This window comes from Achromobacter sp. D7-1, assembly GCF_059760445.1.
The window spans coordinates 35,574-55,190 of record NZ_JCBAMT010000042.1 but is presented as its reverse complement, the minus strand read 5'-3'; the positions used below and the strand labels follow the sequence as shown (position 1 = coordinate 55,190).

Here is a 19,617-nt window from a genome sequence, read left to right as displayed (position 1 = left end):
ATCCCGGCCTTGCCCCCTGGCAAGGCCGGAGGGCGACGCGCGCCCGTTCCGCAGTCGAACCGCAGCATCCGATCCCGCCAGGAGATCCGACATGGCCAATCTGACCCCACGCAAACCGTCCGATGAGACGGACAACTCGCTGCACGCCGTCGCCGACGGCGACCGCATGCCCCGCTACGCGCTCACCATGGCCTGGTGGGCCGTGTGCAGCGCCGTGTTCTATATCGTCGTCGGCGCGACGCTGGCGCTGAAGTACGGCGCCCGCAACGCCATCATCGGCATGGTGTTGTCGGTGATCAGCTACGGGCTGATCAACGGCGTCATCAGCCGCTACGCCATCCGCACCGGCCTGTCGGTGGCGCTGTTCTCGCGCCGGCTGTTCGGCACCTCTGGCGCGGCGCTGGCCACGCTGATCTTCTTCGCCACCGCCATCTACTACGCGGTGTTCGAAGGCGCGGTGATGTCGGTCGCCGCGCATCATCTGTACCCGACCGTGCCGTATTGGCTGGTGGCGCTGGTGGTGGTCATCTACAGCGTGCTGCTGATCTTCGGCAGCGTGCAGCGCTGGCTGGACAAGTTCAACGGCGTGCTGCTTCCGTTCTATCTGCTGGGCTTGTTGCTGGCCGTCGTGATGGCGACGCAGGAATACGGCTACAGCGACGCCTGGCTGTCGTTCGGTCCGCCCGAGGGCCCGGTCCCCGGCGGCTGGTGGGACGCCTTCGTCTACTACATGGGCGTGTGGGTGCTGATGATGTTCACCTTCGACTATGCCCGCTTCGGCAAGCGCGAGGACCAGACTTACCACAGCCGCTACAACTTCGGCATGCCGTTCTACCTGGTGACCTTCCTGCTCAACGGCGTCGCCGGCATCTATCTGGTCAGCACCATCCCCAGCGACGCCGCGCTGTCGGAAGTGTCGGTGGTGCTGGCGCTGCTCAAGCTGATGGGGCTGGGCGGACTGCTGTTCGTGTGGATCACGCAAACCCGCATCAATACCGCCAACTACTACCTGGCCACCATCAACATGCAGGCGTTCTTCGCGCGCTGGCCGGGCATGCGCTGGCCCAAGGCGATGTGGGCCGTCATCGTGGGCGCGGTGACCTACGCGCTGATGCTGCTGGACGTGTTCTCTTATCTGCTCCAGGCACTGGCCTACCAGGGCATCTTCGTGGTCTCGTGGGTGGCGGTGGCGCTGGTCCACATTCTTGGCAACGCGGAATCCGCGCCGCAGCATGGCGGCGCGGCATTCAACCGCGCCGGCCTGGCAGGATGGTTCGCCGGCGCCATCTGCGGCCTGGCGCTGATGCACACGGCCGGCTTCGCGGCCACCCTGGCCGCGCCCGCCAGCTTCGTGGTGTCGGCGCTGGTGTACCGGATCTGCTCCACGGCGGCGGGACGGATGCAGACGCAGGGCGGCTGACGCCACTCCAGGGCCGCGTCCCGGCGCGGCTTGGAACCGCCCTGTGTACACTTTCCGCCAGTCCCGGAATTGGTGGAAAGCAATGAACCTGCGCGAAGATTTGGCGGCCTTGCGGCCGCAACTCATACAGATAGCCCAGAGCGCGGATACCGGCGACGGCGCCCATGACCTGAGCCATCTGGAACGCGTCTGGAAGGCCGCCCACGGCATGCTGGCGCACCATCCCGAAGCCGACGCCATGGTCGTCATGGCCGCCAGCTACCTGCATGACCTGGTCAACCTGCCCAAGAACCATCCCGACCGGGCCCGTGCCTCGTCCATGGCCGCCGGCCAGGCCGTGCGCGAACTGCAGGCCATTGGCTACCCAGACTCCAAGCTCGAAAGCGTGCATCACGCCATCGAAGCGCACAGTTACTCCGCCAACATCCCGCCGCTTTCCATCGAGGCCCGCATCGTGCAGGACGCCGACCGCCTCGACGCGCTCGGCCCGGTTGGACTGGCCCGCATGTTCCATGTCGGCGGGCAACTCGGACGCGCCCTGGCCCATCCCGCCGATCCTCTCGGAACGCAACGGGAACTGGACGACGGTGCCTATGCCCTGGATCACATCGAAGTGAAGCTCGCGCGCATCGCCGCCTCGATGCAGACCGAAGGCGGCCGCTTGCTGGCCCGCTCCCGCATGGACTGGATACGGCGGTTCCGCGACGATTTCGTGGCGGATTGGTCGGCCTGACCCAGCGCTCTCACCGATCGGCAAGCGCCGATGTTATATAATAAGAATTATTCTCATAAACACTGATGCCGGCCGAATCCAGGTCCGACGCGCGGTGGGGGACTTGCCGTGTCGGCCAACAAATTCGCGTTTCCGCAGCAGAACATTGAAGGTCTGTACATTGACCACGGCGGTTGGCTGAAAGGCTGGCTGCGGCGCAAGCTCGGCGATGCCGGCAGCGCCGCCGACCTGGCGCATGACACGTTCGTGCGCCTGCTTGCCAAGGATGCCTTGCCCGAAATACGCGAGCCGCGCGCGCTGCTGACCACTATCGCGCACGGGCTGGTCCTGAATCTGCGCCGCCGTCAGCGCATCGAGCAGGCTTACCTGGAAGCGCTGGCGCTTCTGCCGGAACCGCAGACGCCATCGCCGGAAACCCAGGCAATCCTGTTCGAAACCCTGCTCGAGATCGATCGCCTGCTCGACGCCCTGCCCCGGCTGGTGAGGCAAGCATTTCTGCTGTCCCAGATCGACGGCAAGCGCCAAAGCGAGATCGCGGTCGAGCTCGGCGTATCGGTTCCCACGGTCAAGCGCTACATCGCCAAGGCTTTGGCGCACTGCTGCTTCGCGTGACCCCGAGTTGCCAGGAAACCGGCCCATGCCCCCCATCGCCGCCAGCGTCCGTCTTCAGGCAGCACAATGGCTGGTCGAACTTCAGGCGGATAGCGTAGCCTCTGACACGCTTCGGCGCTGGCGGGAATGGCGCGCGGCGGATCCTGAACACGAACGGGCATGGCAGCATGTCGAAGGCTTCCAAGCCAGATTGAAAGGCGTGCCCGCCCCCTTGGCCCGAGCGGCCCTCAGCGCGCCCGGCTCCCTTGCGCGGCGCAGGCTCGTCAAGGCACTGGCGCTTGCCGTCTTTGCTGGCGGCGCGGGCTCGATGCTGGACGAACAGCGCACCTGGCGGCGCTGGGCGTCCGATAGCCGGACCGGCACCGGCGAGCTTCTGAACCGTCTGCTTCCGGACGGCACCCAGGTCGCGCTCAATGCCGGCACCGCCATCGATATCCAATTTTCGCAGACAGCGCGCGCACTGCGCCTCATCAGCGGCGAGTTGCTGGTCACCACCGCGCCCGATCCGGCCGCGGGCGGCCCCCGTCCTTTCATCGTGCACACCGGCCAAGGCAGCATCCGCGCCCTGGGCACGCGTTTTTCCGTACGCGACCTGGACGGACGCAGCAGCGCGGAAAGCCAGGTCGCCGTCTTCGAAGGCGCCGTGGAACTGGCTCCAGCCAGCGGCGCGCCCGCCCTTTTGCAAGCCGGGCAGCAAGGCAGGCTAGGACGCCATGCCGCTGGCGCGGTGGGCTCCGCCAACGAAGACACGCTGGCCTGGACGCAAGGCATCATCGTCGCCCAGGACATGCCTCTGCCGGCGTTCCTGGCCGAACTTGCGCGCTACCGCCCCGGCCGCCTGGCCTGGGACGAAACGGTGGCCCATCTCAAGGTCACGGGCACCTATCCCACCGCCGACACTGACCGCGTCCTGGACATGCTCGCCGACACCCTGCCCGTCAGCCTGAGCTACCTCACCCGCTATTGGGTGACCGTGCGGTCCCGTCCGGCCGGAAAGAATCGCAGCGGTTGATCCCTTTTCGATTTTCGCGGGGCAAGAAGAGTAGGACCACACATTGCCTTCATTCTTGCTCCGGGAAACTGTATATGGGTTTGAACCGTCCGACACCAACGACTTCCATTCCGGCGGCCAGGCGCCTGCACGCCCTGGCCAGCATGGCCATGCGCGGCCTGCCGGCTTGCGCCGCCATCGCCCCGCTTGTCCTGGGCGCCCCCATGGCGCAAGCGCAGGCCGTGGAGGAACAACGCTACTACGACATCCCCGCCGGTCCGTTGACCGCGGCGCTCAACCGCTACGGCCGCGAGTCCGGCCTGATGCTGTCCTTCTCGACCGAGCAGACCAACGGCCTGCTGAGCAAGGGAATCCAGGGCCGCTACACGGCGCAGGGCGGCTTGCAGGCATTGCTGGCAGGCACCGGTTTCGAGGCCACCGCGCGGCCCAGCGGCGGCTATGTGCTACGGCCCAGCGGCGCCCAGGTGCTTTCTGCCGTCGAGGTAGTCGGCGCGCATGAAACCGGCGCAGGCCCCTTCTACGGCTACGCGGCCACGCGCAGCGCCACCGGCACCAAGACCGACACGCCGCTGCTGGAGACGCCGCAATCCATCACCGTCGTCGGCGCCGAGGAAATCGAAATGCTCAAGCCGCAGAACCTGCAAGACGCGCTGGGCTACGTCGCTGGGGTCAACCGCTCGGAAGGGCTGGATCGCACCTCTGACACGCTGCTCGTCCGCGGCTTCCAGCTCGACGGCAACGGCAACCAGTACCGCGACGGCACCAAGTACACCGTCAACATCTTCAACGGTCAGCAGGAACCCTATGGCCTGGAACGCATCGAGGTGCTCAAGGGCGCGTCCTCGGTGCTTTACGGCGCGGCGGCGCCCGGCGGCATCATCAACACCATCAGCAAGCGGCCGCCGGCCACGGCGTTGCGCGAGTTGAACGTCGACGCCGGCAGCTTCGACCGCAAGCAGGTCTCCGGCGATTTCGGCGGACCGCTGGACGAAGCCGGCGTCTGGTCGTACCGGCTGACCTTCCTGGGCCGCGACGCCGACACCTTCATCGACCACGTTCCCGATCGCCGGGCCTTTGTAGCGCCCGCGCTGACCTGGCGGCCCAGTGCCGCCACGACGCTGACTCTGCTCGCCGACTACCAGCACGACCGCACCGGCTACGTCTACGGCCTGCCCGAAAGCGGCACCATCCTGCCCAACCCCAACGGCAAGATTCCGCGCGACCGGTTCACCGGCGAGCCCGGCTACGACAAGTTCGACCTGGAGCGCTACTCGGTCGGCTATCTGTTCGAACATGCCTTCAACGACCAGATGAAGCTGCGCAACAGCCTGCGCTACATGCACGCCAGCAACGAGTACCGCTCGGTCTGGATCAGCGGCCTGCAGGACGACGGCCGCACTACCGCCTATCGGGGCGCGGCGCCGCGTTGGGACCGCTCTTCAGGCGTCGTCTCGGACACATCGCTGCAATACCAGTTGCGCACGGGGCCGGTGGAACACACCTTTCTTGCCGGTATCGACTACTCCGTCGCCTACCACGAATCCGAGCGGTATCAGCGCGAACTCGGCAATATCGACCTCTACGCCCCTGTCTATGGCATGCCGATAAGCGACGTCGAAACGCAAAACCCCTATGCCTGGAAAAGCGATACCAACCGCCTGGGCCTGTACTTCCAGGATCAGATGAAAATCGCGGAGCGGTGGGAGGTGCTGCTGGGCGGCCGCCAGGATTGGGTGCGGTTCGACTCGAGCAACTTCTTCACGGGCGAAAAGACCGCCGACAACGAGAAGAGCAAGGCCTTCACCGGGCGGGCCGGATTGGTCTATCTCGCCCCCAATGGTCTCGCGCCCTTCCTGAGCTACAGCGAGTCCTTCGAACCCACCGAAGGCAACGATCGCACCGGCGGCCGCTTCAAGCCGACCACCGGCCAGCAATACGAGGCCGGCCTGCGCTATCAGCCGCCCGGCTCCAGCACCCTGGTGTCGGCCGCCCTTTACCAGATCACCCGCAAGAACCAGCTGGTCGCCGATCCTTCCGATCCGACGATGACCTATTCGGTACAGGCCGGCGAAGTCCGCTCGCGCGGATTCGAGTTCGAAGTCCGCTCGGCCCTCACCCGCGACCTAAACCTCATCGCCGCCTACGCCTATACCGACGCCCGGACCACGCGCTCCAGCCCCTTGCAGCCTGAATTGGAAGGCCAGCGCACTCCCGGCGTCCCGTACAACCAGCTTTCGGTCTGGGCTGACTACAGCTTCGGCCGCTTCGGGCTGCCCGGCCTGAAGGCAGGCGCCGGCATGCGCTATGTGGGCAGCACGCGCAGCCAAACCAACGCCGACGTGCCCGCCTTCACGCTGTTCGACGCCATGATCAGCTACAGCACCGGCCCCTGGCGCCTGGCGCTCAATGGCACCAACCTGGCGGACAAGACCTACATCGGGAATTGCACCTATGGGTGCTTTTACGGCGAGCCCAGGCGGGTGATCGGAACGGTGAGTTATCGGTGGTAGAAAAATTCAGAACGTCACCGAGCAGCGGATGCCCGACGGAATCGCATTGCCCTCGTTGGGCATCCGCAGCAGCACGGTAAAGGTGCCGCTGGCCGCGTCCATCACCCGGTCTATCCGCCAGACCTTGGCGTCCAGCGGCTTGTCGGCGATGGCCTGGTTGATGCTGACCTGCGCCTGGGCGTCGGCCTTGATCTGGCCGTACAGGCTTTCGGGCACGACGACCTTGACCAACAAGGGATTGATCTGCGCCAGTTTGACGATCTTGTTGTCGTTGACTCGGTCGCCGGGGCCGGCAAAGCGCTCGGCGACCACACCGTCGAACGGGCTCTTGATGCTGCGTTCGGCCAGGATCGCCTGTTGCAGCGCCACCTGCAGCTGCGCCTGGCGGCTGCGCGAGGTCATTTCGTCGTAATCGCCCGCGGGCAGCAGCTGGCGCTTGAACAGGTCGGTATTGCGGTCGACGACACGGCTCAGGTAGGCCGCTTCGGCGCGGCGCAGGCCCAGGGTGGCCTCGTCGACGCTGGTGTTCAGTTCGGCTACCACCTGGCCTTTCTTGACCACATCGCCACGCTGCACCAGCACGCTGCTCAGCACGCCGGCCGACGCGCTGCCCAGCTCAGACACCTGGAAGGGTTCGATCAGGCAGGCCAGGGGGGCATTCAGGTTGCCCCCCTGCGCCGACAGGGCCGGCTCGGCCAGCACCGGCAAACGGACATCGGGCGGCAGGCCCTGGGCAGCGGCGGCAGTGGCGGCAAGCAGGCAAGCCAGCAGGGCCGGGCGGAACAGTCGGTGGCATGGCGTCATGGGATCGGGCCTTTGCATATCAGTCGCCCTGCCCCGAAAAGGACAGGGAATTCTCCAGTTCTTCATCCGCGGCCACCATTTGGCGGCGCTCGCGGGCCAGTTTTCGTTCGGTGCGGGCCTGCGCGAAGCGCAGCCAGCGGGCCGCCAGCCGGCTGCTATCCCGCCTGCGGGCGCGCAGCAGCCGCAAGGGAACCGCCCATACGCCACTTGCGACGCTGTCCAGCACAGAGTCTTCCAGCGACAGGATCGCTTCGACATGGCCGGGGTCGCCCTGGCGTCCGCTGCGGCCTTCCAGTTGCCGGTCGATGCGGGCGGACTCGTGCCGCTCGGTCAGGATGACGTGCAGGCCGCCGGCCTCGCGCGCCGCGTCCGACAAGGGGATATCCGTGCCCCGGCCTGCCATGTTGGTAGCGATCATGATGCTGCCGGGTTCGCCGGCGCGCGCAATCATGTCGGCCTCGTCGGCATCCTGCTTGGCATTGAGCACCACGGCGGGCAGGCCGGCCTGGGCCAGCACCCGAGCCACCTGCTCGGAGGCGGCGACCGAGCGCGTGCCGATCAGGATGGGCACCCCTTGCTGGTGCAGGACGCGCGCGCGGTCGCGCACCGCCGCCCACTTTTCGTCCAACGTGGGGTACACGGCGTCGGGCGCATGGCGCCGCCGCGACTTGCGGTGCGTGGGGATGCGGACCACCGGCAGATCGTAGACGCGGCCGAGTTCGGCACGGATTTCGGCGGCCGTGCCCGTCATGCCGGACAGCAGCAGATAGTGCTTGAAGAAGCGCTGATAGCTGATGCTCTTGAGGGTGGCGCGCGGCTCGCTCAGTTCCAGCCCCTCTTTGTGCTCCATCATCTGGTGCAGGCCCTGGCCCCAGGACCGGTCCGGCATCACGCGGCCGGTGAACTCGTCGACCACCATGATCTTGCCGTCGCGGATGATGTATTGCTCGTCGAGCCGGTACAGGTGCAGCACGGTCAGGGCGCTGAGGACCAGCTCCTCGCGCCGGAACGGAATGCTCCAGGGCGCCGCCAGCGCAGCGCATGCGCCACCCAGATGCTCGCGTCCCAGTTCGGTCAGGGTCACGCGGCGTTCGCCGCGGTGCAGGCGGTAATGCCCGGGCGCCATGCCGCCGGCCAGTTCCATGGCCTGGCGCGTCACCGCGGCGGTATCGTCCTCTTGCACGCCCGAGATGATCAGCGGCGTGCGCGCCTCGTCCACCAGCACGCTATCCGCCTCGTCCACGATGGCAAAGCACAGGCCGCGCAGGTACAGCTGGCCCAGCCTGCCCTGCGCTCCGCGCAAGCGTTCCAGACGCAGCGCGTCTTCATCCTTGTCGCTGTCCAGCACGATCAGGTCCCGCAGATAGTCGAACACCAGGGTCTTGTTGGAGCAGTACACCACGTCCGCCTGATAGGCCTTGCGCCGCGTGGGTATGTCCATTTCCATGCTGACCCAGGCCACCGACAGGCCCAGCGCCTCGTAGAGGGGGCCCATGATCTGCGCATCGCGTTCGACCAGGTAGTCATTGGTGGTGATGACATGCACTGGCAGGCCGGCCATGGCGACCGTGGCGGCCGGCAGCGTAGCCGTCAGCGTCTTGCCCTCGCCGGTGTTCATCTCCGCCACCATGCCTTGCAGCATGGCCCAGCCGCCCAGCAGCTGCACGTCGAAATGCGCCTTGCCCAACGCAAGCCGGCCCGCCTGCCGGATCAGCGCGAAAGCGCGCGCCGCGCTTTCCGCGTTGATGCCGTTGGCGCGCAGGTCGAACGCGATCTCGTCGGCGCGCCGGCGCACGCCCGCCAGATCGATGTCGCCCAGCGTCTCGGTCTCGCGCCGCACCTGCGTCAGGATGCGGCGAGTGCGCCACAGGGGCTGGCGGCGCTTGCGGCTCAGCCAGCGCAGGGCGGCCGTGCCCCAGGCCTCCAGCTTATTGGCGTGGCGCTCGCTTTCCTTTTCAGGATAGAGCGGGTCGGGGCAGAGGGCGTCGAAGGCGCGCATGTCAGAAGCGGAACTGGCGTAGCACCATCTGCCGCACCGCGTCGTAGGCTTGCAGTGCCAGCGGCCGGGGCTGGTGCGAGAACTTCACGTAGACCCGGGCTCCCAGGTAGGCGCGCGGCGCGTCCGCGGGCAGCGTCAGGTCCATCACGAACAGGTTCTCCGCGGACTTGGCGCGCCCTTCCTGCGATTTGCGCGGGTCGACACCTATGCTGCCCCCGCCCTGCAGGCTGAGCGCCAGGCTGGGCAGTTCGTCGGTGGCGGCCGGCACCTCGCGCGCGATCGTGGCCGTGAACTCCTTGCCGCTGTCCTGCACCAGCCGCACGCGCACGTCCCTGAGCGAGCGGTGGATGCGCTCCAGGCTGGATTGCGGCACCACCACGCGCACGGTTTCGGCATCGGCCAACACATAACCCAGCAGCTCGCCGCGCTGCACATAGCGGCCTGTCATGTCCTCGGGCTGCGCCGGCACATAGCGCCCTGCGTGCGGGCTGCGCACCTGCTGCGCCAGTACCTGTTCCTGGATCGTTCGGCGCTCTGTCTGCAGGCTGGTCCATTGGTGGCGCATGATGGCCGCCTGCACCTGGTTCTGCGCGTAGGCCTGCACATAGCGGGCCTGATACTCGTCGACCTGGGCGGCCAGCATGGCGTCGCGTCGTATCAGCTCGTCGTTTTCCAGCGTCAGCAGGGGCGCGCCCTGCCCCACCGGCGCATCGTCGGCCGCTTGCCGCGCGCGGACGAAGCCAGCCACCGGCGCCCTGACCTGGGCGGAAGGCGGCACCCAGACCACGCCCTCCGTATCGGTGGACGAAGGCAACGGCACGGCGCCCACCAGGCCCGCCGCCCCAACCACGCACAATCCGCAGATCAGATAGGAGCGCAAGCGGTGCGCCTGGATCTGCGGATCGGCGTAGAACTGGCGGCCCAGGCGCCACAGCGGCATCACGATGGTGTTGAACAGCGCCCACATCGCCAGCAGCACGCCAAAGAAAAAGAACTGTCCGGCCATGATGAAGATGGCCAGGAACATGATGAACATGCGATAGCAGAAGGACAGCACCGCGTAGCCGGCGAACCAGGCGCGCTCGCCCGGCGTGGCGCGCGGCGCTTCCACGCCGCGCAGGCCTAGCGCATAGCGCTTGAACAGATAGCCCAGGTAGCCGTTGGCGCGCTGGCCCAGATTGGGAATCTCAATGGCGTCGGACAGCACGTAATAGCCGTCATAGCGCAACAGCGGATTGCCGTTCATGAACAGCGTGGAAACGCCGCACAGGACGATGACGGTATAAGCCAGCGAACGTCCCAGCCCGGGATCCAGCTGGGTCCAGGCTATCATCGCCACGGCAGCCAGGAACAGCTCCACCAGGATGCCGGCTCCGCCCGCCAGCATGCGCCAGCGTTTGTCCGCGAAGGCCGATGCCGCCGAGGCGTCCACGTAGGGAATGGGCACCAGCAGCAGGAACATCAGGCCGATCTCGTGCACCTCGCCCCCGCGCGCCTTCACGGCGCAGGCGTGGCCGAGTTCGTGGATGGCCTTCACCACCGGATAGACCAGCGCCATCGCCAGCACGTTGCCGGTGGAGAACACCTGGTCCCAGATATTGTGCGTCAACGTCTGCCAATGCATGGCGCCCAGCGCCGCGCCCGTGCCGACCACGCCCAGCCAGAGCAAGGCGCCCAGCCAGGTGAACAGCCAGCGGTAATACGGCAGCGCCCGCGTCAACCAGCGGTCCGGATCCAGCAGCGGCATTTTCAGCGCGCTGGGGTTGCCGACGTACTGCTTGATCTTCTGCATGCGCTGGCGCTTGCGGCGCTCGACCAGGTCGCGCACGTCCGGCGCGCGGTCGGTGGTCAGCACGTCGGCCCGGTGCAGCTGGGCCATCAGACGGATGACCTCGTCCTGCGGCATGGCATCGCCCTCCAGCTGGCCGCAGGCGATCTCCCAGATCTCCTGCACCGTGCGGCGCCCATCCAGCAGGCTGATCATCAGATTGGCCTCGGGCGTATAGCGATGGAATTCGCCATTGCTCTGGTCCTGCATCACGTACCAGACCTGCCCCCGGTAAACGTGGCGGTGGATATGGATGTGCGAACGCAGCCGCGGGCGCAGCGCGCTGACCCGGTGCCAGGAATTGCTATAGAGCGCGGTACCAGACATCTTCTGCTCTTCAGCCGAACCAGGCCCACCATTTCAGGCGGAGCCAATCGAAAAATCCGTGCGTCCAGATCCAGACGTAGCGGCGCTCGTCGATATCGATGCGGCCCACGCCTTCCATGCCCGGCCGCAGCGCCTGCGCCGCCTTCTCATCCAGGCTGGCCTCCAGGCGGAACACCGTTTTGCCCTCCTGCACCTGGGCCAGCGGCACGATGCGCGTGACCGTGAAAGGGATCTGCCGGTCAGGCATGGCCGCCAGGGCAACCCGGCCCGTCTGCCCTACCGCCACGTCGTCGATCAGCCGGTCTTCGACGTCCAGCCACAGCCGGTAGCCATCCGGCGGCGACAGCTTGAACAGCTCCTGCCCGCGCTTGACGGCTTCGCCCAGCTGCTGGCTCAGGTCGCCGCTGACTATCGTGCCGTCGAACGGCGCGCGCAGGGTCGAACGCTGGATCTGTTCGCGGTGGAACTGCATCTGCGCCAGCGCCTGGCGCGCCTGCGCCTGCGCAATCGCCGACGCCGCGCTGTCGCCGCGCGCCGAGGCCTCTTCGGCCTGTCGGCGGTACTGCACTTCCAGGTTGCCGGCGCGCAGCAGTTCCAGCTCGGTTTCGCGCGTATCGAGCGCGGCCAGGGCATCGCCCTGCTTCACCTGGTCGCCGGCGCGGCGCGTCGCCTCGCTGATGTAGCCGTCGAAAGGAGCCGCCAGCACGCGCTGCACCACGCCCTGCACGGTGGCGGTAGCGCTGATGCGGTACGGCCCGTGCGCGAACACGCCCAGCGCCACCGCGGCCACCAATGCCATCGCGGCCAACTTGCGTCCGATATGGCGCGGCCCCAGCAGACGGCCCGCTTCGCGCACCGCCCCATCGCGCCACTTGCGCCAGAAGGGGCGCTCCTGCCTCAGCCGCTGGTACAGCACGCGGCCGGCGAGCAGCACCACGCTCTGGCACAGCTCGATGCTCTGCCGGTCAAAGGGCAGCTTGTCCGGCCGCTCGAACACGAGGGCGCCACGCGCCTCATCCTCGGGCGCGAACGGCACGGTCAGCACATTGCCGTTGCCAAACTCGCGCGCCAGCTTCTGATGCGCGCGTAGCTGGATGGTGCGGGCCTCGTCCTGCGGCAGGCACAGCGTCGTGTTCTGGTCGATGGCCTCGTCCATGGCCTCGGCGACGGCGCGCATCAGATTCATGTTCTGCACCAGCCGGCTGCTGTGCGACAACGCATATACCTTGGAGCGTCCGTCCTGGCGAAAGCCGATGCTGACGCGGTCGCATTCCAGGCGGGTGGCCAGATCCGTGACCAGCGTCAGCGCCACATCCTTGAACTGGCCTTCCTTGAGGGCGCGCGCCACGCTGTTGATCACCACCATCAGCCGCTCGACGGTCTGCGCGCTGTCAGTTTCCTGGCGCTGCAACAGCCAGAACTCCAGCACTCCCGCGCCCCAGCGCAAGGCCTGCACCACGGGCTCGGGCGCCTGCACCGCGGTTTCGAACGCGGCTACGCCATGAATGCGTCCGCCCAGCACGATGGGATAGGCGACCACCAGCCCCCGCGCGTCGGCCGCTACCGCAACCTCCCGCTCTTGCAGCGATTCGTCGACCGCGCCATAGAACGCCGCGCCGGCGCGGCTGCCCGCCGGGTATTGCGACACCACTTCGAATGGACCGGCATCCGGTTCGCCCAGGATCAAGGCCGCATGACGCACCGCCGCCAGTTGGCCGGCCTGCAAGGCCAGCCAGGCGTCCAGGAAAGACTGGCGGTCGCTGGCGGCCGACAACGCCGACCACCAGGCCAGGTCCGCGCGCTTCACCTGCGCGGGCACGACTGCATCATTCATCCTCGCTTCCAATCCCCGTAAGCTCGGGTTCCCGGCGCCGCACGCTCAAACCGCGCTTGCGGGCAGCCTTGGGTTCCCATGTATTGGTCTTCGAATTGAACACGACCGTACCCTTGCCCGCCGCGCCCAACGCCCCGCTCAAGCCCAGCAAGCCCACCCCTGCCGCCATCGCCGCCCGTTCGGCCGCGGACGCGTCGGACACCGGAACCTCGGCCTGCGCCCTGGCATCCGGCTGCGCGGCTTGCGCGGCGTCCTCAACCGCCGGCGTGGCATCCTGCCGCACGGAGTCTTCCTCCGGCCGGGACTGCGGCGCCGGGGCTGGCGAAGCGTTCTGCACGCCGCCAGCGTGGCTTTGGCCGCCATCCTGCACCGTCTGATCCGTGCGCATCGACACCTGATGCGGCGCAGCCGACGAAGCATAGTCGGAAAGCCCGCCGTCGTGGCGCTCGATCACGATGTCGGGCCGCGCCACGCCCAGGCTGACGCGCACGGCCATGGCACGCCCGTCCACGCCCGAGTGCCCATCCGTCGCGCCCCTGCCGGCAAGCGCGCCGAATGCCGGCCGCGGCCAATCGCCGAAGTTGCCGCTCCAGGAGTACAGGTTCTCCATGGCCCGCGTGATCAGGTCGGGCGTATTGCCACCCTGGCCGAAGCGGATCAGGTTGATGATGCGGCCACTGGCCGGGTCGATGTAGATCGCCGCGAAGTCGCCCACCATCACATCCTTGGAGAAGTCGCCGCGGAACTTGTCCGCACCCAGGCCGCCCAGCATGTAGTTGCCGCCCGGCCCCGCCAACAGGATGTCGTCGCCGCCAAAGGCGATATCGGTGGTCTCGATCAGGCTGACGCGGTCGTTGACGAAGACCACGCGGCCGTTGTCGCCCAGCATGACATTTTTGCCCGCGCCGCTCTCCAGCTGGTCCGCGCCCATCCCCCCGAGCATCACGCCCTCGCCATTGTTGTAGAGGCTGTCCGAGCCGCCCATGGACGGGGACAAGGTTTCGAACAACGCGATGCGGCCGCCGGCGGTGTACAGCGCCCGGGCGCCGTCGCCAGCGATCAGATTGAAACCGCCCGCGCCCGCCGCGCGGATGAGGTCCTCGCCCATGCCACCGAACAAGGCATTGCGACCCGCGCCCACTGTGATGGTGTTCAACCCGCCCGCCGGCAGATTGATCGTCTCCAGCATCCGCAAACCGGCGCCCGCCAGATAGCGCGCACCGGCGCCCGGCGCCGCGGTGTCGATGAAGTCGCCGCGGTCGCGCAGGTAGTTCACCGGGTCCACGGTCACGATGCGGCCGAAGTTGGCGAATACGATGTTGTTGCCGTCGCCCGCCGCAATCGTGTTGCCGCCGGCGGCCAACCCGTCGGCCATGCTGCCCACGGCCAGGCCGGCGGCCTGCTCCGGCGTCAACACCAGAGTCAGCGCCGCCAACGATTGCAGATCCGCCCGCGCCGCCGCGCCCATGTCCATCGGCGCGCCCAGGTCGATGTTCATGCCGGCGTTCCCGAACACGATGTTATTGCCCTGGCCCGCGTCGATGGTGTTGTGGCCGCCGCCGCCCGCGATCAAATCGTTGCCCAAGCCGCCGAGTATCCGGTCGTTGCCCGCGCCGCCATACAGGATGACGCCCTGCGTGGTGGTGCGCGCATCCAGCACGTTGTTGCCGACCACGCCGAAATGCAGGGCCTGGCCCGCCTGGCGCTGGCCGGGCCGCGCGGTGTAGTAGGCATCGTCCTGGCTGGTCGAACCGAACAGCAGCACGGGGCGGTCAGCGCCGCCCACCGTGCCGCCCTCGGCCACCAGCAGGTTGTTGCCGCCGCCGCCCTGCACCAGCGTTACCGTGCCGACCGTGGCGTGGCGCACCGTGTAGGTGTCGTCGCCCTGGCCTAGCATGGTGTTGACCGACTGCACGCCATGGAAGATGACGCCGCGGTCATACACATGGGTCCCGGCCTGGCCGGTCAGCGACACCGTGCCGCCCGCGCCGCCCAGGCCTGGCGTCATGCCGAGTCCGGTGATGCGGCCGAAATCGGCCGCCTGCGCGTTGTCGTACAGCCGGCCCAGCCCGCCCAGGTTGTCCACCTGGTCCTGCATGCCCGTCTGGCCAGCGCTCGTGCCATCGTCGAAGATCCGGATACGGTCGTTGGCAGGAGCCGTCGGCGCCGCGCCGTCGTAGCGCGCGCCCAATACGCCGTCCGACTCGGCCGGCAGCCCCACGCCGGCATGCAGCGTGCCGTCGTAGCCCGGACGGTCCAGCGTGCCCCCTTCGACCAGCAGGGTTCCCTGGATGCCCGACACATCGTGCGGCTGATCGCCGAAATTGGCGTAGCCGATGCCCGTGGCAGGGTCGACCGCGATGACCGGCTGGTCGGTAGCGCGCGGGCTGCGGACCTTGCCCGGTTCGTTGGCCGGACCGGCATAGGCCGGGTCTGCCACTCGCACCAGGATGGGCGGCAGCGACACGTCCTGCAGGCCCGGCAAAGTGGTGAAGAGCGAGGCGGACAGATGTAGATCGCGGCCCGCCAGGCTCAGCGCCGGCAGGCCGACGCCGGTTCCGTCCTCGACTTTGATCAAAACCTGCTGCGCGGCGCCCCAGGCCTGCGCCCCGTTTCCATTGGCGTCGAAAGCCAGCACTACGCTTTGATGCCAGGTCTGGCCCCCGTCCGTGGACAACAGCACGCCCCGCCCCTGCAAGCCCTGCATCGCAGCCGCCAGCGCGTCCGGGGAAGACAGGCCCGTGCCTTGGGACAGCGATCCGTACAGGGCCGAAGCCACCATCGCGCTGCTCAAGGACACATAGGCCTGGCCGGAAGCCGGGCGCGGCAGCACGCTGGCATCCAGGCTCACCGACAGCGACAAGGTGTTGCCACCGTGGGCATCCAACTCGCCCGGCTGCGCCGCGATACTGACCGGCTGCGCGCCATCGAATACATCGCGCGAACCGCCGCGGCCCGTGACGATGGTGTTGCCCGCCACATCTCCCGACAGGTCGAAGGTATCGCTGCCGCTGCCGCCGATCAGGGTCGTGATGACGTTGCTGCGGGTGGACAGCACATAGATGTGGTCATTGCCTTCGCGCGCATCCAGATTGACGCGCTGGATGTTCTGGTAGCTGGTGTTCAGCCCCGCGCCGCGTATGCCTTCCTGCGTCAGCGCAAAGGCGTCGGCGTCCTCCGAACCCAGCATGGTGTAGGTGTTCAGGCCCGCACCGCCATCGATGGCCACCGGCCCATTGACGACATAGCCGCGTTCGCCGTTGGCCTGCGCTTGCGCCTGCTTGAAGGCGTACACCATGAACTCGTCGTCGCGCTTGCCGCCATGCAAGGCCAGCGGCGCGGCATTGCTGTAGACGCGGAACACATTGCTGCTGTTCTCCGCGCCATACAGCGTCATGCCATAGCTGTTGCCGCGCGACAGATAGCCCTGCGTCGTCAGCACCGTGCCGATCTGGTCGGCGCCAGCCACTTGCGGAAGCTGGCGGTCCAGCGCGTACAACTGCCCGACCTGGTACTCGTTGCGCTTGGCCGGGTCGCTGCCCAGGCCGCCGTCTATGACCACATGGGTGCCGGTGTCGTCGATATAGAAGCGGTTGCCGCCATCCACCGCATTCAGGCGCAGGCCGCCCGTCATGCTGCGGTCGTAGTTCACGCGTTGCACCGCATCCGCGTAGCCGGTGCCTTGCGGCGTAATCCTGGCAACGTAGTTGGCGCGGATCAGGAAGCTCTCGTCCTGCGCCGTGCCGTTGATGGTCAGCTTGTTGACGTCGGCCAGGTTCTCGCGGCCGTGGTCGTCGGAATCGTGGACGTTGACGATGATGGAGGTCAGCGCCGCGTTCAGGTTCACGATGATGTGATCCACGCCTCGGCCCGCGTCCACGTCCACGCGGTCCGTCACGCCAGGAGCGCCTTGCTGGCTGGTCAGGGACGGCAGTTGATCCAGCACGATGAGATCGTTGCCGTCGTTGCCGCGCAGCGAAATCCCGCCCGCCAGCGCACGCGCCGACAGGTAGATGTAGTCATCGCCCTCTCCCCCCTGCACTGCGGCGCCGCGGGCCAGCAGGATCCGGGACATCCAGACCTTGTCATCGCCCGCGCCGGCGTCCACGGCCAGATGGCCCAGGAAGTCAGACTCCGACAGGGTGATCAGGTCCGCGCCGGAACCCGTCGTGATGACGGAATTGCCGCCTACGGTCACGGTGTGCAGCAGCACGGCGTTGTCGCCATTGCCCGCTTCCACCGTCAGTGCGCCAGCCAGGCCGCTATCAAGCAAAGTGATCTGATCGGCGCCAGAGCCGGTCGTGATCAGGGCGTTGCCGCTCACGGTCAAGGTGTCCAGCAGAACGGCGTTGTCGCCATTGCCCGCATCCACCGTCAGCGCACCCGCCAGGCCGCTAGCCAGCAAGGTGATCTGGTCGACGCCAGAGCCGGTCGTGATCAGCGTATTGCCTCCGACTGTCACCGTTTTCAGCAGAACGGCGTTGTCGCCATCGCCCGCTTCCATGGTCAAAGCACCGGTCAAGCGGCTATCCAGCAGCGTGATCTGATCGACGCCAGAGCCGGTCGTGATCAGCGTATTACCTCCGACTGTCACCGTGTTCAGCAGAACGGCGTTGTCGCCATCGCCCGCTTCCATGGTCAAAGCACCGGTCAAGCGGCTATCCAGCAGCGTGATCTGATCGACGCCAGAGCCGGTCGTGATGCCGGTGTTGCCACTCACGGTCGAGTTGTCCAACAGAACGGTGTTGGGGCCATTGCCTGCGACCACCGTCAGCGTACCGGCCAGGCCGCTACCTTGCAGCGTGATCTGGTCGACGCCGGAACCGGTCGTGATGGCGGTGTTGCCGCCCACGGTCGTGCTGTCCAGCAGAACGATGTTGTCGCCATCGCCCGCGCCCACCGTCAGCGCTCCCGACAGACCGCTATCCCGCAGCGTGATCTGATCGACGCCGGAACCGGTAGTGATGGTGACATTGCCGTCCACGGTCGTGCTGTCCAGCAGAACGGTGTTGTCGCCATCGCCTGCGTCCACCGTCAGCGCTCCCGACAGACCGCTATCCCGCAGCGTGATCTGATCGACTCCGGAACCGGTCGTGATGGCGGTATTGCCGCCCACGGTCGCGGTGTCCAGCAGAACCACGTTGTCGCCCTCGCCGGCCTGCACGGTTAGCGCACCGGCAATCCGCGTATTCAGCACAGACACCGCGTCGTCACCCAACCCGGTCTGCACCAGGGCATTGCCGCGCAGCTCGGAGGTATCGAACACCACTGCATCGTCGCCGTCCAGGGTACGCACGACGGTATCCTGCTGATCGATCAACTGCGCCAGCAGCGTCACGCGGTCCCGGCCCGAACCGCCGGTCACGTCCAGCAAGACCCCCTGGGTCAAAGCCCCATTGCCATCCACACCGCCGCCGATCTCGGCGGTGGTGCCGAACGTGATGGCGTTGTCGCCCGTTGCACTGCCGTAGACATGGACCTGCGGCGCCAGCAGACGGCCATTGATGTCCGCCACCGCGGCCTTGCCGTAGCCGGCCTGGCCGCGATCGTCGCGGTCCACGCGCAGGTTGATGCGCTGGCCCGCCTGGACCAGCGCGCCCGGCATCAGGCCGCCGCGGCCCGCCACCGACAGATTGTTACCCGCCAGCAGACCGAGCACACCCATGACGCTGATCACGGAATCCGCCGCCAGGACGATATCGCCCGACGCCGTGGCCTGGCCGGTTTCGTGGCGCGCCACCAGCCATGCGTTATTTGCCTCGATGCGGCCGACGTTCATGGACAGCGCCTGCGACACGCCTTGCGCGTCATCCGCCGCGCCCACCTGCACCAGCGCCACATCGCCGCCCGCCAGGGCGTTGATCGTAGCCTGCGGCCCCACCGCCGCCACGATCAAGGCGTCGTTGACCTGCCCGCCGGCGGTGTCTGACTGCGCATAGCCGCCTACCGAGCCGCCCGCCGTGAAGTACAGGCTGCCGCCCGTCACGACCGCGTCCGTCCGGCTGCTGGAAACTCCCGGATGCGCCGTCTTGTCGTTGACGATGCTGGCCTGGCTGGCCAGATGCACCTCGTCGCGTGCGCGCGACTCCACCCGCGACAGCGTCAGGTCATGGACGCCCAACTGGCTGAGCGATATCGAGCCCTGGGCCGAGGCCACCAGATGGCCGGACATGTCCGTCAGCAGCGGCGAGCCCAACTCGCCTATCGTGCCGGACAGGGTTTCCAGCCACACATTGCGCGCCGTGACGGCGGCCTGGCCGGACGCCGTGCCGTTCAGGATCGAATCCAGCGCGTAGATGCGTGCATCCCCGCGGACCCCGTTGGCATCGACCACATCGATGCCGCCCAGGCGCAGACTGTGCATGCCGTACAGATTGACGCCTTGGGCCGCCGAGGCGCGCACCACCGCCTGCGAGTCGCCCTGCGAGATGCTGATCAACAGCGGCGTGCCCTGTTGCGACAGGTCCGCGCCCAACTGGCCCACGGACTTGCCCGCGATCAGGACCACCTCCCGCGTGTAGCCCAATGCGGCAAGGTC

Annotated in this window: 10 protein-coding genes (1 of these 10 cut by a window edge); 5 read left to right on the top strand and 5 right to left on the bottom strand. The window is 67.4% G+C overall.

Annotated elements, in window-relative coordinates; translation table 11 throughout:
- Positions 1 to 91: 91 nt before the first annotated feature.
- From AC6LKD_RS18490 to AC6LKD_RS18470, 5 genes are all read left to right on the top strand, one after another.
- Positions 92 to 1,420 carry a purine-cytosine permease family protein gene (locus tag AC6LKD_RS18490; RefSeq protein ID WP_498117057.1) on the top strand — a complete coding sequence of 443 codons (1,329 nt, stop codon included), beginning with the start codon at positions 92 to 94 and terminating at the stop codon, positions 1,418 to 1,420.
- 82 nt (positions 1,421 to 1,502) lie between these two features.
- The gene (locus AC6LKD_RS18485; RefSeq protein ID WP_498117056.1) at positions 1,503 to 2,153 is read left to right on the top strand and encodes an HD domain-containing protein; all 651 of its coding nucleotides are present in this window, start codon (positions 1,503 to 1,505) and stop codon (positions 2,151 to 2,153) included.
- Positions 2,154 to 2,261: 108 nt separating this feature from the next.
- Entirely contained in the window at positions 2,262 to 2,765 is a 504-nt protein-coding gene (locus AC6LKD_RS18480) for a sigma-70 family RNA polymerase sigma factor (RefSeq protein ID WP_498117054.1), read from the top strand.
- 25 nt (positions 2,766 to 2,790) lie between these two features.
- Positions 2,791 to 3,777 carry a FecR domain-containing protein gene (locus AC6LKD_RS18475; RefSeq protein ID WP_498117053.1) on the top strand — a complete coding sequence of 329 codons (987 nt, stop codon included), beginning with the start codon at positions 2,791 to 2,793 and terminating at the stop codon, positions 3,775 to 3,777.
- A gap of 74 nt (positions 3,778 to 3,851) precedes the next feature.
- Entirely contained in the window at positions 3,852 to 6,287 is a 2,436-nt protein-coding gene (locus tag AC6LKD_RS18470) for a TonB-dependent siderophore receptor (RefSeq protein WP_498117052.1), read from the top strand.
- A gap of 6 nt (positions 6,288 to 6,293) precedes the next feature.
- Here the strand turns inward: AC6LKD_RS18470 and AC6LKD_RS18465 are convergent, their stop codons facing one another.
- The 5 genes in view from AC6LKD_RS18465 to AC6LKD_RS18445 are tightly spaced (at most 10 nt apart) and all read right to left on the bottom strand, a layout consistent with a single transcriptional unit that may run on beyond the window.
- Positions 6,294 to 7,109 (bottom strand): efflux RND transporter periplasmic adaptor subunit, encoded by an 816-nt coding sequence (locus AC6LKD_RS18465; RefSeq protein WP_498117051.1) that lies wholly within the window; start codon positions 7,107 to 7,109, stop codon positions 6,294 to 6,296.
- A 1-nt stretch (position 7,110) separates the two neighbouring features.
- Positions 7,111 to 9,090: a preprotein translocase subunit SecA gene (locus AC6LKD_RS18460; protein ID WP_498117049.1), complete on the bottom strand. Its 1,980-nt coding sequence runs from the start codon at positions 9,088 to 9,090 to the stop codon at positions 7,111 to 7,113.
- 1 nt (position 9,091) lies between these two features.
- The gene (locus tag AC6LKD_RS18455; RefSeq protein ID WP_498117048.1) at positions 9,092 to 11,245 is read right to left on the bottom strand and encodes an efflux RND transporter periplasmic adaptor subunit; all 2,154 of its coding nucleotides are present in this window, start codon (positions 11,243 to 11,245) and stop codon (positions 9,092 to 9,094) included.
- A gap of 10 nt (positions 11,246 to 11,255) precedes the next feature.
- Entirely contained in the window at positions 11,256 to 13,079 is a 1,824-nt protein-coding gene (locus AC6LKD_RS18450; RefSeq protein ID WP_492276536.1) for an efflux RND transporter periplasmic adaptor subunit, read from the bottom strand.
- Positions 13,072 to 19,617 carry the end of a DUF4347 domain-containing protein gene (locus AC6LKD_RS18445; RefSeq protein WP_498117047.1) on the bottom strand. It continues 25,647 nt past the right edge of the window, so the window shows 6,546 of its 32,193 coding nt (coding positions 25,648–32,193); its start codon lies off the right edge, out of view; it ends in the stop codon at positions 13,072 to 13,074. The genes AC6LKD_RS18450 and AC6LKD_RS18445 overlap by 8 nt, the downstream gene beginning before the upstream one ends.